The organism is Rhizobium sp. 25PS6 (genome assembly GCF_032464655.1).
Lineage (GTDB): Bacteria > Pseudomonadota > Alphaproteobacteria > Rhizobiales > Rhizobiaceae > Rhizobium > Rhizobium laguerreae.
This window is the reverse complement of the sequence record NZ_JAWDIV010000003.1, coordinates 59,392-74,948: the sequence shown is the minus strand read 5'-3', so window position 1 is coordinate 74,948 and position 15,557 is coordinate 59,392. Positions and strand designations below refer to the sequence as shown.

General features: G+C 61.6%; 15 protein-coding genes. 7 read left to right on the top strand and 8 right to left on the bottom strand.

All coding sequences use genetic code 11. The features are described 5' to 3' along the window. Window positions 1-26 precede the first annotated feature (26 nt). From recJ to RWK44_RS04975, 5 genes are all read right to left on the bottom strand, one after another. Complete coding sequence (gene recJ, locus RWK44_RS04995) at window positions 27-1,829, bottom strand: single-stranded-DNA-specific exonuclease RecJ (protein ID WP_316028454.1); 1,803 nt, start codon at window positions 1,827-1,829, stop codon at window positions 27-29. A gap of 191 nt (window positions 1,830-2,020) precedes the next feature. Further along, window positions 2,021-2,275, bottom strand: coding sequence for a hypothetical protein (locus tag RWK44_RS04990; protein WP_131640203.1), 255 nt, complete (start codon window positions 2,273-2,275; stop codon window positions 2,021-2,023). Window positions 2,276-2,439: 164 nt separating this feature from the next. Beyond that, window positions 2,440-3,765 (bottom strand): homoserine dehydrogenase, encoded by a 1,326-nt coding sequence (locus RWK44_RS04985; protein ID WP_316028453.1) that lies wholly within the window; start codon window positions 3,763-3,765, stop codon window positions 2,440-2,442. Window positions 3,766-3,826: 61 nt separating this feature from the next. Then, entirely contained in the window at window positions 3,827-5,044 is a 1,218-nt protein-coding gene (locus RWK44_RS04980; protein WP_027684874.1) for an LL-diaminopimelate aminotransferase, read from the bottom strand. Window positions 5,045-5,265: 221 nt separating this feature from the next. Then, window positions 5,266-5,679, bottom strand: a complete 414-nt coding sequence (locus RWK44_RS04975; protein ID WP_077981135.1) for an SHOCT domain-containing protein — start codon at window positions 5,677-5,679, stop codon at window positions 5,266-5,268. A gap of 150 nt (window positions 5,680-5,829) precedes the next feature. Here RWK44_RS04975 and RWK44_RS04970 point away from each other — a divergent pair, with 150 nt between their 5' ends. Continuing rightward, the gene (locus RWK44_RS04970; RefSeq protein WP_316028570.1) at window positions 5,830-7,698 is read left to right on the top strand and encodes a PHA/PHB synthase family protein; all 1,869 of its coding nucleotides are present in this window, start codon (window positions 5,830-5,832) and stop codon (window positions 7,696-7,698) included. A gap of 208 nt (window positions 7,699-7,906) precedes the next feature. After that, complete coding sequence (locus RWK44_RS04965) at window positions 7,907-9,247, top strand: DUF2778 domain-containing protein (protein ID WP_316028452.1); 1,341 nt, start codon at window positions 7,907-7,909, stop codon at window positions 9,245-9,247. 41 nt (window positions 9,248-9,288) lie between these two features. On the opposite strand, the gene RWK44_RS04960 is transcribed toward RWK44_RS04965, so the two are convergent. Beyond that, on the bottom strand, window positions 9,289-10,446 hold the full coding sequence (locus RWK44_RS04960; protein WP_316028451.1) for a pyridoxal phosphate-dependent aminotransferase: 1,158 nt from the start codon (window positions 10,444-10,446) through the stop codon (window positions 9,289-9,291). A 211-nt stretch (window positions 10,447-10,657) separates the two neighbouring features. Here RWK44_RS04960 and RWK44_RS04955 point away from each other — a divergent pair, with 211 nt between their 5' ends. From RWK44_RS04955 to aat, 5 genes are all read left to right on the top strand, one after another. After that, window positions 10,658-11,416 carry a DsbA family protein gene (locus tag RWK44_RS04955; protein ID WP_316028450.1) on the top strand — a complete coding sequence of 253 codons (759 nt, stop codon included), beginning with the start codon at window positions 10,658-10,660 and terminating at the stop codon, window positions 11,414-11,416. 161 nt (window positions 11,417-11,577) lie between these two features. Further along, a complete protein-coding gene (aroQ, locus tag RWK44_RS04950) occupies window positions 11,578-12,015 on the top strand; it encodes a type II 3-dehydroquinate dehydratase (RefSeq protein WP_131640210.1) in 438 nt (145 codons plus the stop codon). A 20-nt stretch (window positions 12,016-12,035) separates the two neighbouring features. Then, on the top strand, window positions 12,036-12,506 hold the full coding sequence (gene accB / locus RWK44_RS04945) for an acetyl-CoA carboxylase biotin carboxyl carrier protein (protein ID WP_017960236.1): 471 nt from the start codon (window positions 12,036-12,038) through the stop codon (window positions 12,504-12,506). Between the two features lie 4 nt (window positions 12,507-12,510). Then, a complete protein-coding gene (gene accC / locus RWK44_RS04940; protein WP_017960235.1) occupies window positions 12,511-13,866 on the top strand; it encodes an acetyl-CoA carboxylase biotin carboxylase subunit in 1,356 nt (451 codons plus the stop codon). Between the two features lie 7 nt (window positions 13,867-13,873). After that, window positions 13,874-14,488, top strand: coding sequence for a leucyl/phenylalanyl-tRNA--protein transferase (gene aat / locus RWK44_RS04935; RefSeq protein ID WP_316028449.1), 615 nt, complete (start codon window positions 13,874-13,876; stop codon window positions 14,486-14,488). 90 nt (window positions 14,489-14,578) lie between these two features. On the opposite strand, the gene RWK44_RS04930 is transcribed toward aat, so the two are convergent. Both RWK44_RS04930 and RWK44_RS04925 read right to left on the bottom strand, forming a co-directional pair. Further along, window positions 14,579-15,013, bottom strand: coding sequence for a DUF2155 domain-containing protein (locus RWK44_RS04930; RefSeq protein WP_132609660.1), 435 nt, complete (start codon window positions 15,011-15,013; stop codon window positions 14,579-14,581). A 115-nt stretch (window positions 15,014-15,128) separates the two neighbouring features. Next, window positions 15,129-15,527, bottom strand: coding sequence for an NADH:ubiquinone oxidoreductase subunit NDUFA12 (locus RWK44_RS04925; RefSeq protein ID WP_003558960.1), 399 nt, complete (start codon window positions 15,525-15,527; stop codon window positions 15,129-15,131). Between the last annotated feature and the right edge of the window lie 30 nt (window positions 15,528-15,557).

Sequence of the window (15,557 nt, the reverse complement as noted above, 5' to 3'; positions counted from 1 at the left end):
TTCCATCGTCAGCGCGCGCGGCCATTTCATTTCGCCGGCGCAGCATCGCAGACGCGGAGCTGGATGCGGCGTGCGCCCTGGTAATGATCGGCACCGAGCGAACCGGCGACATGCAGGCTGGCGCCGCGCGAATTGATGAGAAGATTGCCGAGCGCCGTATCGGCGGCGCGGAAGGCGATGCCGTCGAGCCGCGATCCGTCCATGGCCTCCAGCGTCACCTTCACATGTTTCTCGCCGACCAGGCGGGCATCGCGCACCCTATGCGCCGGTATGGCAAAGAGCGGCTGTGCGTGGCCAGAGCCATAGGGGCCGGCGGCCTCCAGGCGGTCGATGAGCTCGAGCGTGGCGCCGCTTGCGCCGATCGCACCGTCGATCTTCAGCGTTTCGTTGGCGACGAGATTGGCCACCGTCCTCTCGGCCTTCTCGGTGAAGAAGGTCCTCAGCCTGCCGAGATCGGCGCGCTCGACCGTTAGGCCTGCGGCCATGGCGTGGCCGCCGCCTTTGACGAGCAGACCCTCGTCGACCGCAGCCCGGACCATCCTGCCCATGTCGAAGCCGTTGATCGAGCGGCCCGAGCCGGTGCCGCGGCCGGAAGGATCGAAGGCGATCGCGAAAGCGGGCCGTTTGAATTTTTCCTTCAGCCGCGCCGCAATCAGCCCGACGATGCCGGGATGCCATTTCTCATGGGCGGTGACGATGACGGACGCACCCTCGCCGTCGCCATATTCGGCAAACGCCTCGGCTTCGGCCTCCTGCAGCATGATCGTCTCCATCGCCTGGCGTTCGCGATTGAGCTCGTCCAGGCGCTGCGCGATCACATCCGCCTCTCCGGCGTCGTCGAGCGTCAGCAGCCGGCTTCCGAGTGCCGCGTCGCCGATCCGCCCGCCGGCATTGATGCGCGGGCCGATCAGGAAGCCGAAATGATAGGGTGTCACGGGACCCGCGAGCCCCGCCTTGCGGAAGAGTGCGGCAAGCCCTGCATTGCTCTGGTGGCGGGCAGCGACCAGCCCCTTCACCACATAGGCGCGGTTAAGGCCCTTCAGCGGCACGACATCGCAGACCGTCGCAAGTGCCACGATGTCAAGCCATTGCAGCAGGTCGATCGCCAAGATGCGCTTGTTGCCGGCCGCACGCAGCAGCCGGAGTGTCGCGACCAGCACCATGAAGACGACGCCGGCGGCGCAAAGATGCCCCTGCCCCGAGAGGTCGTCCTCGCGGTTCGGGTTGACCAGCGCATGGCAGGGCGGCAAATCATGTGTCACCTGGTGGTGATCGATGACGACGACATCGATGTTGCGCGCGGCAGCGGCGGCCAGCGCCTCGTGGCTGGTGGAGCCGCAATCGACGGTGACGATCAGCTGAGCGCCGTTATCGATCAACTGGTTGATCGCCGCCGGGTTGGGACCGTAACCTTCGAAGACGCGGTCGGGAATATAGATGTTCGCCCTGACGCCGAAATGGCTGAGAAAGCGAAACATCAGCGCCGAGGAGGCTGCGCCGTCGACGTCGTAGTCGCCGAAGATCGCGACGCTCTCGCCGCGCTCGATCGCGCGCAGGAGGCGGGTCGCGGCCTTTTCGCAGTCGGTCAGCCTATGGGGATCGGGCATCAGGCTGCGGATCGTCGGGTCGAGGAATTCGATCGCCTCGTCTACCGTCACGCCGCGCCCGGCGAGCACCCGGGCGATCAGATCCGGTAATCCATGGATCTGCGACATGGCCAGCGCGCGGTTCTGCCCGGCCTGGTCGAGCCGTGCGACCCAGCGATTGTCGAGCGCGGATTTCTCCACGCCGAGAAATGCGCGCTGTACCGGGTCGACGAGATCTGCCATGCCACACTCCGCTGACTGCATCTGCTCTTTCTACAGGAGCAGCGGAGATAACATAGCGATGGATTTGCAGACACGGATTTTTACCAAAGCATGTCGCGCAAAACAAAAGTGTGCAGCGATTTTGCGACAACGACATGCGTAAAAATAAAGACCTAAAGCGCGAGAGCGAATCTGAAAGATCACGACACGCTTTAGAATACCGCCCAGACGATCAGGGCGATGCCGGCCAGTTGCACCAGGATAACGGAGAAGAGAGTGAGAAGAATGGCCCAGTTACGGCCTTCCGGGCTTTCGTCGTCGTAGGCCTCATTCGAGGCCTCGTCGGAGCGGTGGTCACGAACCTCATCACGGTTCGTCTCGGGAACGTCCTCAAACACACCAGGGTGATCGGGAGGTTCCTCTTCCGGGCGACCATACCCCTTCCCGGCATGGCTGTCCTTGTTCACGAAATTCTCCAAAGCCGGCGACTCCCTCTCCCGGCTTATTTATATCAATGTTTCGGTATCTGTTAATATAAGTTTTCGTGAGAGCGGCTAAACAGGCAATAAAAAAACCCGCTCTGCGTGCACAGGGCGGGTCAGCTATCCCGGATTGTGGCAAAAAAAAGAGGTCAGCCTTCCTCTTTCGGCCGCTCGATGCGAATCACCTGCGGCTCGCCGAAGAGGTAACCTTCCGACTTGATCGAGGCGACGGCCTTACGCACCGACTCTTCCATCGTCGCATGCGTGACGAGAATGATCGTCTGGTGGTGCGATGGCGCCAGGTGCTGCTTGGAGCGCTGGACGATCGATTCCAGCGAGATGTTGTTTTCGGCCATACGGGTTGCGACGCTGGCAAAGACGCCGGTGCGGTCGAGCACGGTCAGGCGGATGAAATAGCCGCCCTCGTGGCTCTGCATCTGCGCCTTGCGGTAGGGTTCCAGCGTCGCTGCGGGATGGCCGAGCACCGGCACGCGCTGGGCGCCCGGCTGGCTCTTGGCGATATCGGCGATATCGCCAAGCACTGACGAGGCCGTGGCATTGCCGCCGGCACCAGGGCCGACCATCAGCAGTTCGCCGAGCACGTCGGATTCGATCGCCACCGCATTGGTGACGCCGTCGACCTGGGCAATGACCGAATCGACCGGCACCATTGTGGGATGGACGCGCTGCTCGATGCCGGTATCGGTGCGCTGGGCAACGCCCAGGAGCTTGATGCGATAACCGAGCTCGGCCGCGGCGTGGATATCCTCGATCGAGATGTTGGTGATGCCTTCGAGATAGATGTCGTCGGCCGCGATCTGATTGCCGAAGGCGAGCGTCGTCAGGATGGAAAGCTTATGGGCCGTGTCGTTGCCCTCGATATCGAAGGCCGGATCGGCCTCGGCATAACCCAGCCGCTGCGCCTCCTTCAGACATTCGGCGAAGGAAAGCCCCTCCTTCTCCATCTTGGTCAGGATGTAATTGCAGGTGCCGTTCATGATTCCATAGATGCGCGAGACGGAATTGCCCGTCAGCGATTCACGCAGCGCCTTGATGACCGGGATGCCGCCGGCGACTGCCGCCTCGAAGTTCAGCAGCGACCCCTTCTCCTCGGCGATCGTCGCAAGCTCGACGCCGTGATAGGCAAGCAGCGCCTTGTTGGCTGTCACCACATGGAGACCACGTTGGAGTGCCGTACGCACCGAGACGTTGGCCGCCCCTTCGGCGCCGCCCATCAGCTCGACGAAGACGTCGATATCGCCCTTTTCGGCAAGCTCTTCCGGCCGGTCGAACCAGGTAACAGCGGAAAGATCGATGCCGCGGTCCCTTGCCCTGTCTCGCGCGGAGACCGCCGTGATGGTGATCGGACGCCCGCAGGTGACGGCAAGCTCGTTGCTTTTCTGCTGAATGATGCGGACAAGCGAGGCGCCAACGGTGCCCAAGCCCGCAATGCCGATTTTGAGGGCATCTGCCATGGATCGATCCTGAAATGTCTGTGTGGCGACAGCCGCATGACGCGGCTGCCCAACGGTTGGATTAGCGGTGCGCGTTCAGCGAGATGACGTTGTGCATCGTCTCGTCTGCCGTCGACATGAACTTCTTGATGTTGCGCGCAGCCTGGCGGATGCGGTGTTCGTTTTCGACAAGGGCAAGACGGACGTAGTCATCGCCCATTTCGCCGAAGCCGATGCCCGGGGCAACGGCGACGTCGGCCTTCTCGACCAGCAGCTTGGAGAATTCCAGCGAACCGAGATGACGGAACTTTTCCGGGATCTTCGCCCAGGCGAACATCGTCGCAGCCGGCGGCGGCACGTCGAACCCAGCCTTACCGAAGCTTTCGACCATGACGTCGCGACGGCGCTTATAGACGTTGCGGACTTCCGCAATGTCGGAGCCATCGCCGTTCAGCGCATGCGTCGCCGCCACCTGGATCGGCGTGAAGGCGCCGTAGTCGAGGTAGGACTTGACGCGGGTAAGCGCCGCGATCAGCCGCTCGTTGCCAACGGCAAAGCCCATGCGCCAGCCGGGCATGGAAAAAGTCTTCGACATCGAGGTGAACTCGACGGTCACGTCCATTGCACCCGGCACTTCGAGAACCGACGGCGGCGGGGAGCCGTCGAAGTAGATTTCCGAATAGGCGAGATCGGATAGCACGATGATGTCGTGCTTTTTCGCAAAGGCGATGACGTCCTTGTAGAAATCGAGCGTCGCGACAAAAGCCGTCGGGTTCGAGGGATAGTTGAGGATCAGCGCCAAGGGCTTCGGGATCGAATGCCGGACGGCACGCTCGAGCGGTTCGAAGAAGCTCGCATCCGGCTCCACCGACATGGAACGGATCACACCGCCGGCCATCAGGAAGCCGAAGGCGTGGATCGGATAGGTAGGGTTCGGGCAGAGGATCACGTCGCCAGGCGCGGTGATTGCCTGCGCCATGTTGGCGAAGCCTTCCTTGGAGCCCAAGGTGGCGACCACCTGGGTATCCGGGTTGAGCTTGACGCCGAAACGGCGGGCATAATAGGCGGCCTGGGCGCGGCGCAGGCCCGGAATGCCCTTTGAAGAGGAATAGCGATGCGTGCGCGGATCCTGCACGACCTCGCACAGCTTGTCGACGATCGACTGGGGAGTGGGAAGGTCGGGATTTCCCATGCCGAGATCGATGATATCGGCGCCGCCCGCTCGCGCGCTTGCCTTCAAACGGTTGACCTGTTCGAAAACATAAGGCGGCAAACGCCGGACTTTGTGAAACTCTTCCATCTCATTCCCCATGGAAAGGCGGCATTTCGGGCCGCAGTCGAAGTTCGTTCCGTCTCCCGGCGGCTGCGACACGAACTTCAGAATCGCAACGCCGTATTCATCAGACCCAAGCGACGCGGCGAATCTTTGACGGAAAGGCCGCGTAACGCGCTTTATCGGGAAAATTGTATCTTCCGATCCTTGCCGAAGGCTTTGCGTCCAAATTGCCTGAAAGGCAAGGTCTATTTGGAGATTTCAGACAGCGTATCGGTGCCGTGCTCGGCGGCGAGACGCCGCATTTCCGCGACCTTGGCCTGATATTCGGCTTCCGAAAGCGCGCCCGCCTTGCGCCGGGCGGCAAGTGCCGTCAGCTGATGCTGCAGGTCAGCCGCCTGCTCGTCGCTCATCTGGACATTGGCGGCGGTCAGCGGCGCGCCGAAATTCGGATAGCCGTCCGGGTATTTTGCCAGGCCGCCCTCGGCCGCCTCGCCCTTGGTGGCCGGCATGACGACGGCGGTCGGCGCCGCTCGTTTGGCGGCGGCGGCGGCTTTTTGTTCCGCCGTCAGATTGCATCCGGCAAGAGCCATCGCCGCCGCGGCGCAGATCAGTGCGGTGCGGTTAAAGGTTGCGATGTGCCGAATGCCGTTCTTCGTCATGCCTCAAAAATCCAGTTTTGACTGCTTCGACTGTTAAATTTGTCGCAGCCACAAAGCAATAGCATGAGCCGATGCGGGTGGAACTTGTTTTCTCGTTCGATCACGATGTACAACGAATGGATAAAAAGAGTGGTGCTGCCGCCGGAGGAAATGGTGACCGACAGCAAGCAGGAGAATGGCGGCCAAAAGAATGGCGAAAAGGCCGGTTTCGACGCGACCGATCTCGATCCCTATCTGTTGAAGGATCCTGAGGCCATGGCGATGAATTTCGCCCGGGCACTCGAAAATCTCGGACAAGCAGCGTCTGCCTGGCTTGCGCCGCGCGAACGCGGCGAGATCAGCGAAAGCGCCGCCGATCCGATGACCGACATGGTCAAGACGCTTTCCAAGGTCACCGAATACTGGATTTCCGATCCACGCCGCACCTTCGAGGCACAGACGCAGCTGATGTCCTCGTTCTTCGGCATCTGGATGCGCTCGATGCAGCGCATGCAAGGCACGCGCGGCATGCAGGGCGATCCCACGCCTCCCGAGCCGGACACCCGCAAGGACAAGCGTTTCTCGGACGAGGACTGGGAGAAGAATCCATTCTTCGATTTTCTCCGCCAGGTCTATTTCGTCACGACCGACTGGGTAGAAAAGATGGTGTCGGAGACCGAGGGCCTCGACGAGCACACCAAACACAAGGCCGGCTTCTACGTGAAGCAGATCACGGCGGCGCTTTCGCCGACCAACTTCGTTGTCACCAATCCGCAGCTCTACCGCGAGACGATCGCGACCAGCGGCGCCAATCTGGTGCGCGGGATGAAGATGCTGGCCGAGGATATCGCTGCCGGACATGGCGATCTTCGCCTTCGCCAGACCGACATGACGAAATTCGCCGTCGGCCGCGATATGGCGCTGACGCCCGGCAAGGTGATCGCCCAGAACGACATCTGCCAGATCATCCAGTACGAGGCTTCGACCGAAACGGTGCTGAAGCGGCCGCTTTTGATCTGCCCGCCCTGGATCAACAAGTTCTATATTCTCGACCTCAACCCGCAAAAATCCTTCATCAAATGGTGCGTCGACCAGGGGCAGACGGTCTTCGTCATTTCCTGGGTCAACCCGGATGCGCGCCACGCCGATAAGGACTGGGCGGCCTATGCCCGCGAGGGCATCGATTTCGCGCTGGCAACGGTCGAGAAGGCGACCGGCGAGAAGGACGTCAACGCCGTCGGCTACTGCGTCGGCGGCACGCTGCTTGCGGCAACACTGGCACTGCATGCCAAGGAGAAGAACAAGCGCATCAAGACCGCCACACTCTTCACCACCCAGGTCGACTTCACCCATGCCGGTGACCTCAAAATCTTCGTCGACGAGGAGCAGCTTGAAGCGCTCGAAGAGCATATGCAGGCGGCCGGCTATCTCGATGGCACGAAGATGTCGATGGCCTTCAACATGCTGCGCGCCTCCGAGCTGATCTGGCCTTATTTCGTCAACAACTACCTCAAGGGTCAGGATCCCCTGCCCTTCGACCTGTTGTTCTGGAACGCAGATTCGACCCGCATGGCGGCGGCAAACCATGCCTTCTACCTGCGCAATTGCTATCTCAAGAATGCGCTGACGCAGAACGAGATGATCCTCGACGGCAAGTCCGTGTCGCTGAAGGACGTCAAGATCCCGATCTATAATCTCGCCACCCGCGAGGATCACATCGCACCTGCCAAGTCCGTCTTCCTCGGCAGCCGGTTCTTCGGCGGCAAGGTGGAATTCGTCGTGACCGGCTCCGGGCACATCGCCGGCGTGGTCAATCCGCCCGACAGGAAGAAGTATCAATTCTGGACGGGCGGCCCCGCAAAGGGAGACTACGAGACCTGGCTCGAACAGGCGACGGAGACCCCAGGCTCATGGTGGCCGCATTGGCAGGCCTGGATCGAGACGCATGACGGCAGGCGCGTGCCGGCCCGCAAACCCGGTGGCGATGCGTTGAACGCCATCGAGGAAGCGCCCGGAAGTTATGTGATGGAGCGCGCCTGAGAAGGCCCAAACACATCTCTTTTTGAGACGTCGAGAGCCAGAGCGACGCCGCGTAAACAAATTAGAAACCATAATTCGTCATCCTTGCGAGACAGTCGGACGTCGTGGGTGGTCTAAATTCGGCCCATTTGCGCCTGTACCGGCCCCGGCGAAGTGTAGTCAGTCAGTGCCGCCGGCCTGCGTAGCGAGTTTGAAAGACGAGTGTAGTATGGCGTGTGCGGTCGGGACGTTCGATGACGTCACCCCTCTTGGCGGATCTGCTTTCCGTTGGCGCAGATCTCGCGGTTTCCTTTACGGTGTTGTCGGCGCCGGATTTCTGACCTCCACCTGGCTGATCGCGACCTTCGCGACGATGCACTCGATAGCCGCTCCCTATTCTCCGTCCGATCGCCTGGCACAGCTCGGCGCTGCGCCGAAGGTGGCTCCGTCAACGCGCCATGAGCGGCTGATCCATGTCGGCAAGGCCGACCGGCTGGCCGCCTTCGATGCGAAGCCGAAGGTCCCGCTGACGGCGAACCTCATTCAATCCCATGCCGAAAAGACCGCCGCCGCGGCAACGGCGCTCGCGGTTCTCGCCAAAAACAATCGCCTCGCCATGGCTGCCGAACAGCCGGTTGTGGCTGCGATTTCCGACAGCGCCAAATTCCGCAAGGACGATGTGATCGTGCCGCCGCCGGTCGAGCTCGCCTCGGCAGAGACGGAAGAAGACGACGGCGACCGGATCATCGTTCCCTCGAAGGAGGCGGTTGCCGCAGCCGAACTCCCGACCCTGCTGGCTCTTGCCGATGCGGGATCCCGGCAAATCGCGCCGGCTCCGGTCGAGCCAACCGCATCTCCCCTCAAAACGGCCTCCATTCCCGCATCGGAACCAGCTCCGGTGGTTGTCGCCGCCGCGGAAGACGCTCCACCCTTCGATCTCGTGCTGGCGCCGAACGAGGATTCTGTGCCGCTGCCGATGGCGCGTCCTGACGGACTCGTCGGCAAACCGACACCGCTCTCCAAGGGGTCTGAGCGCTCTGGCGAGCCTGTGCTTGCCTACGCCCAGCCGAACGCGCCGATCGAGGATGACGAGGACGATGCAGTACCGCGCTACGACAAACCGGTCTTCTCGCCGAAGCTGCGCGCAGGCATAGCGATCTACGATATCGAGAACAGCACCGTCTATCTGCCGAACGGCGAGCGGCTCGAGGCCCATTCCGGGCTCGGCAAGATGCGCGACAAGCCGCGTTTCGCCAACAAGAAGATGCACGGACCGACGCCGCCGCACACCTATGTTCTTACCATGCGCGAGAGCCTTTTCCACGGCGTCGAGGCGCTGCGGCTGACACCGATCGAGGGTTCGGACGCCATCTATGACCGTGTCGGCCTGCTTGCCCACACCTACATGCTCGGCAAGAACGGCGATTCCAACGGCTGCGTCTCCTTCAAGGATTACCGCCGCTTCCTCGCCGCCTACAAACGCGGCGACATCAAGCAGCTCGTGGTGGTGCCGCGGCTGAACAACAAACCGTCTTCGACGCTTGCCTCGCTGTTTTCGCGGCGCAGCTGAGGATTGGAGAGCGCACCGCCGCTTGCCCGGCAGCGGACGCGCTACTTCAGCCAGGCTGCGATTCGCTCCACCGCCTCGGCGATCTCCGCTTGCGAGCCCGCGTAGGACAGACGCAGCGTTCGATTTCCCTCCAGCGGATCAAAATCGAGACCGGGCGTGGCGGCGACGTCGATTTCCGCGAGCATGCGCTTGGCAAAGCCCATGCTGTCATTGCTGAAGCGGGTGACGTCGAGATAGGCGTAGAAGGCCCCGTCCATCGGCGAGGCAATCGATAACCCGATCTGCGGCAGTTGCCGCATCAGCAAGTCGCGGTTGCCGGCGTAACTAGCCTTGTAACGATCGAGCTCGGCGCCGGCGCTGAGAGCGGCCGTGGCGGCAATCTGGGAAAGCTCCGGCGGGGATATATAGAGGCTCTGCGCCACCCGCTCGATCGGCCGAACCAGGCGTTCCGGCAGTACCATCCAGCCGATTCGCCAGCCGGTCATGCAATAGTATTTAGAAAAAGAGTTGATGACGATCGCCTCGTCGGCCAGCTCCAGCGCGCTCGCCTCCTCGCCGGCGAAGGTCAGCCCGTGGTAGATTTCATCGGAGATGAAGGCGATGGAATGGGCCGCGCAGTAATCCGAAAGCGCCTTCAGCCCCTCGCGGCCGGTCACCGTGCCGGTCGGATTGGCGGGGCTTGCGAGCAGCACGCCTTTCAGCGTGATGCCGCTTTCCTTCTGCGCCGCTTCGAGGCTTTGCGGCGTCAGGGTGAAGTGTGTCTCGGCCGTTACCGGCACTTCGAGAATCTTCAGGCCCAGCGCGCCGAGGATATTGCGATAGGCGGGATAACCGGGTCTTGCGATCGCCACCGCATCGCCGGCATCGAAGAGCGACAGGAAGGCGAGATTGAAGCCGGCCGAGGAACCGGTGGTGATGGCGATGCGCTTGGGATCGATCTCCAGGCCGTGGCGATCCTTGTAGTGCCAGGCGAGCGCCGATTTCAGCCGTGCCGTCCCCAGCGCATCGGTATAACCGATCCGGCCTTCGGCAAGGGCTGCGCGTGCTGCTTCGAGGGCCGCCTGAGGCGCCGGATGCGAGGGCTGGCCAACCGCCATCGAGATGACGGGATGGCCGGCCGCACGCCGCTTCGTCGCCTCCGCAAGGACGTCCATGGCGTGAAAAGGCTCGACTTCGCTGCGTTTCGATATGGAAAACAAGATCGTTTCTCGCTCAGCTTCTGCAATGACGGCCCGACAATTGCCGCATTAATCGGCTCATCACAATCCCGCGAGGGCCGCGTGGGGATGAAAAATTCTGGTTTGAGCAGAACTGAACGCACCGTACCTTGACGCGACGCATTCAAGTCCATAACCCGGCGACGGGTCTTCTCGATGAGGAGACGACCATATCGCCGATGACGAGGATATCATGGCATTCTTCCCGAAGACCTTCACCGCACTGGCGCTTGCCGCATCGATCGCCCTTCCGCTGCCGGCGGCAGCGCTCGACGACCAGCAGAAGAAGGAGTTCGGCGAATTCATCAAGCAATACCTGATCGAGAACCCCGAGATCATGCTCGAAGTCCAGGATGCGCTGCAGAAGAAGCAGGAGACCCAGCGGTCGGTGAAGGCCAATATGGCGATCGAAGAGAACAGCACCAACATCTTCGAATCGAAGAACGACGTCACGCTCGGCAATCCCAAGGGCGATGTCACTGTCGTCGAATTCTTCGATTATAATTGCAGCTACTGCCGCCATGCGCTTCCCGACATGCAGGCGATGCTGAAGAAGGACAAGAACGTCCGTTTCGTCCTCAAGGAATTCCCGATCCTCGGACCGGATTCTGTCGCCGCCCACAAGGTGGCCGACGCCTTCCGCAAGCTGGCACCGGAGAAATATGCCGATTTCCACGTCGCGCTTCTCGGCACTGAAGGCCGCGCCTCTGACGAAACAGCGGTCGCGGTCGCCGCTTCGCTCGGCGTCAGCGAGGAAAAGATCCGCGCCGAGATGGCAAAGAGCCCGAATGACGGTATAGTCCAGGCAACCTACCAGCTCGCCTCCAGTCTCGGCATCAGCGGCACGCCGTCCTATGTGATCGGCAACGAACTGGTGCCGGGCGCCGTCGGGCTCGATGATCTTGAAGCGAAGGTCAAGAACATGCGCAGCTGCGGCAAGACCGCCTGCTGAGCAAACCAGTCGCCGGCTGGCAGCCCATCAAATCGCCAAAATCGAAGTGTTTCAACCATGTGGACAAATGTGGCGCGAATGCCGCTGGCCAATCCGTAAGGGCTTTCATTCAGCCTTCGCGGAGTCTATAGGTTGCCGTCGTACATTTTACGGAACATTCGATGACGCAAACGATTTTTGTCCTGAACGGGCCCAACCTGAACATGCTGGGTAAACGAGAGCCCGGCATTTATGGCGGCAAGACGCTCAAGGACATCGAGGCGGACTGCAAGGCCGCGGGCCGCGAACTCGGCCTCGATATCGACTTCCGCCAGAGCAACCACGAAGGCACGCTCGTCGACTGGTTCCATGAGGCCGACGAAAAGGCCGCCGGTGTTGCCATCAATGCGGGCGCCTATACGCATACATCGGTCGCGCTGCATGATGCGATCCGCGCTATTTCCATTCCCGTCGTCGAGCTCCACATATCCAACGTGCATGCACGGGAAGAATTCCGCCACAAGTCGATGATCGCGCCGGCATGCAAAGGCGTGATCTGCGGCTTCGGGCCTCACAGCTACATCCTGGCGCTCCAAGCGCTGAAGAACATCACGGCATAAGAAGAAGACAGGGCAACACCATGGCTGAAAAGAAATCGGGTATCGACCAGGCACTGATCCGCGATCTCGCCAATATTCTGAACGAAACGGATCTGACGGAGATCGAGGTCGAGCAGGATGACCTGCGCATCCGCGTTTCACGCGCCGGCACGCCGCAATATGTCCAGGCGCCGATCGCAGCACCTGGTTATGCCGCGCCCGCAGCCGCCGCTGCGGCAGCCGTTGCTGCGCCTGCCGCAGCTCCCAGCCGCAACCCGGCCAATGTCGTCAATGCACCGATGGTGGGTACCGTCTATATGGCGCCGGCTCCGGGCGCGCGTCCGTTCATCGAAGTCGGCGCAACCGTCAAGGAAGGCCAGACGTTGATCATCATCGAAGCGATGAAGACCATGAACCAGATCCCCTCGCCGAAGTCAGGCAAGGTGACCGAGATCCTCGTCGATGACGGACATCCCGTCGAATACGGCCAAGCCCTCGTCGTCATCGAATAGGCCGATGCCCATGATCTCGAAAATCCTCATCGCCAATCGCGGGGAAATCGCCCTTCGCGTGCTCCGGGCCTGCAAGGAGCTCGGCATCGCCTGCGTCGTGGTCCATTCCACCGCCGACGCCGATGCCATGCATGTGCGCCTTGCAGACGAAAGTGTCTGCATCGGCCCGCCCTCCTCGCGCGAGAGCTATCTCAACATCCACCAGATTGTCGCCGCCTGCGAGATCACCGGCGCCGACGCCGTGCATCCGGGCTACGGCTTTCTGTCGGAGAATGCCAAGTTCGCCGATATCCTCGAAGCCCACGGCATTACTTTCATTGGGCCGACGGCGGACCATATCCGCATCATGGGCGACAAGATCACCGCCAAGACGACGGCGCTCGAGCTCGGCATTCCCGTCGTTCCGGGCTCGGACGGCGAAGTGAAGACCGAAGAGGATGCGCTGAAGACGGCGGCTGAAATCGGCTATCCCGTGCTGATCAAGGCCACTGCCGGCGGCGGCGGGCGTGGCATGAAGGTCGCCAAGAGCGAAGCCGATTTGATCGAAGCCTGGTCGACGGCGCGCACGGAGGCGGCAGCCGCCTTCGGCAACGATGCCGTCTACATGGAAAAATATCTCGGCAAGCCGCGCCACATCGAAATTCAGGTGTTCGGTGACGGGGAAGGCAATGCCATCCATCTCGGCGAGCGCGACTGCTCGCTGCAGCGGCGCCATCAGAAAGTCTGGGAAGAGGCGAATTCGCCGGCACTCAACGTCGAGCAGCGCATGAAGATCGGCCAGGTCTGCGCCGACGCCATGAAGAAGCTGAAATATCGCGGCGCCGGCACGATCGAATTCCTCTACGAAAACGGCGAGTTCTATTTCATTGAAATGAACACCCGCCTGCAGGTGGAGCATCCGATCACCGAAGCGATCACCGGCATCGACCTCGTGCACGAGCAGATCCGCGTCGCCTCCGGCGGCGGTCTCTCGGTGACGCAGGACGAAGTGCATTTTTCCGGTCACGCCATCGAGTGCCGTATCAATGCCGAACACCCGCGCACCTTCGTGCCTTCGCCCGGCACGATCACGCATTTCCACGCGCCGGGCGGCCTCGGCGTGCGCATCGATTCCGGCGCCTATCAGGGCTACAAGATCCCGCCCTATTACGACAGCCTCATCGGCAAGCTGATCGTGCACGGCCGTACCCGCGTCGAATGCATGATGCGCCTGCGCCGGGCGCTCGACGAATTCGTCGTCGACGGCATCAATACGACGCTGCCGCTGTTCCAGGATCTCGTCTCCAACCAGGATATCGCCAACGGCGATTACGACATCCACTGGCTGGAAGACTACCTCGCCAACACACCGGCGGCATAGGACAGGAATGGCAGGATCGCGCAGGAAGTCACCAGGCATAACCCCTGACATTCTCCTGCGCGCCTATTCCATCGGCCTGTTCCCGATGGCCGAATCCGCCGACGACCCGGAGATCTTCTGGGTCGAACCGGAACTGCGCGGCGTGCTGCCGCTCGACCATTTCCATGTGTCGAAAAGCCTGGCCAAGGCGGTGCGCAAGAAGCCCTTCGAGATCCGTTTCGATTACGCGTTCGATCAGGTCATCGCCGCCTGTGCGGAGGAGACGTCCGGGCGCCCTAGCACCTGGATCAACAGGACGATCAGATCGCTTTATTCGACGCTCTTCGACATGGGCCATGCCCATACCGTCGAAGCCTGGGAGGGCAATGAGCTGGTCGGCGGCCTCTACGGCGTCTCGCTCGGCTCGGCCTTCTTCGGCGAAAGCATGTTTTCGCGCCGGACGGATGCCTCGAAGATCTGCCTCGTACATCTGGTCGACCGGCTGCGGGAAAGGGGCTTCACCCTGCTCGACACCCAGTTCACCACCGAGCACCTGAAGACATTCGGAGCGATCGACGTTCCGAAGGCCGATTATGCCGCGATCCTTGCCGCGGCGATCGAATCGCCGCATCTGGAATTCTGAGGATCGTTTTCAGAGTAAAATCCGGCAGACAACATCGCCCCTTGCCACACGCCGGGTTGAGGAGGATGCCGCAGACCAGCGAAGACGCAGTTACTTCGCCTTGGCGCCGTCAGGCGCCGGGACATCCGAGTTTGCCTTGCATTCTTTCAGCCAGACGTCGTAGATCGGGTGCTCGACAGCGTTGAGGCCGGGGCTGGCGGCGAACATCCAGCCGGTGAAGATGCGGCGGATTTTGCGGTCGAGGGTGATCTCGTCGACCTCGACGAAACCGTCGATCTTCTGTGCTTCCGACTGGTCGCGCGAATAACAGGCCTTCGGTGTCACCTGCAGCGCACCGAACTGTACCGTCTCATTGACATAGACGTCGAAGGTCGTGATACGGCCGGTGATCTTGTCGAGCCCAGAAAAGACGGCAACCGGATTTTCGATGCGTGCGGCATTTGCCGCAACCGCCGGAAGCAGGGCCGAGAGCGCCAGCAGCGATCCGGCGGCACGCAGCACCATGTTCCGCGTGAAGAGCTTCATATGTACCCGTCTCCAGACATTTTCAGTTCACGGCCGCGGTCAAGCGCGGCCAACCTGCGGGTAAAGGTCAATTGTGGCCAAAAGCCGGGTCTTGGGATCGCCCGGTCGAGCCGTCTCAGTTGCCTGGCGTCCAGGCGTCGTAATCGCCGGTGACGCGCGGACGCTCGCCCGGAACGGCGATGGAACCCGGCGGACGATAGGCCTGCGGCGAACCGGTATGGTTGGGCCGGTGCGGCTTCTGCCAATCTTTGGCGACGTAGCTCTCCTTGGACGGCGGCACGTCGGTGCGATGATGCATCCAGCCATGCCAGCCTGGCGGAATGGCAGAGGCTTCGGCATAACCCTTGTAGATCACCCAACGCTTCGGCAGACCGTAGGAGGACATGCCGCCTTCGTAGTAGACGTTGCCGAATTCATCCTCGCCGACGCGCTTGCCAAAACGCCAGGTCGCAAAACGCGTGCCCATCGTCTGACCGTTCCACCAGGTAAAGGTCTGAACCAGAAGATTCCACATGTCTTTTCCTTGTGCCCGCCAGATGCGAGC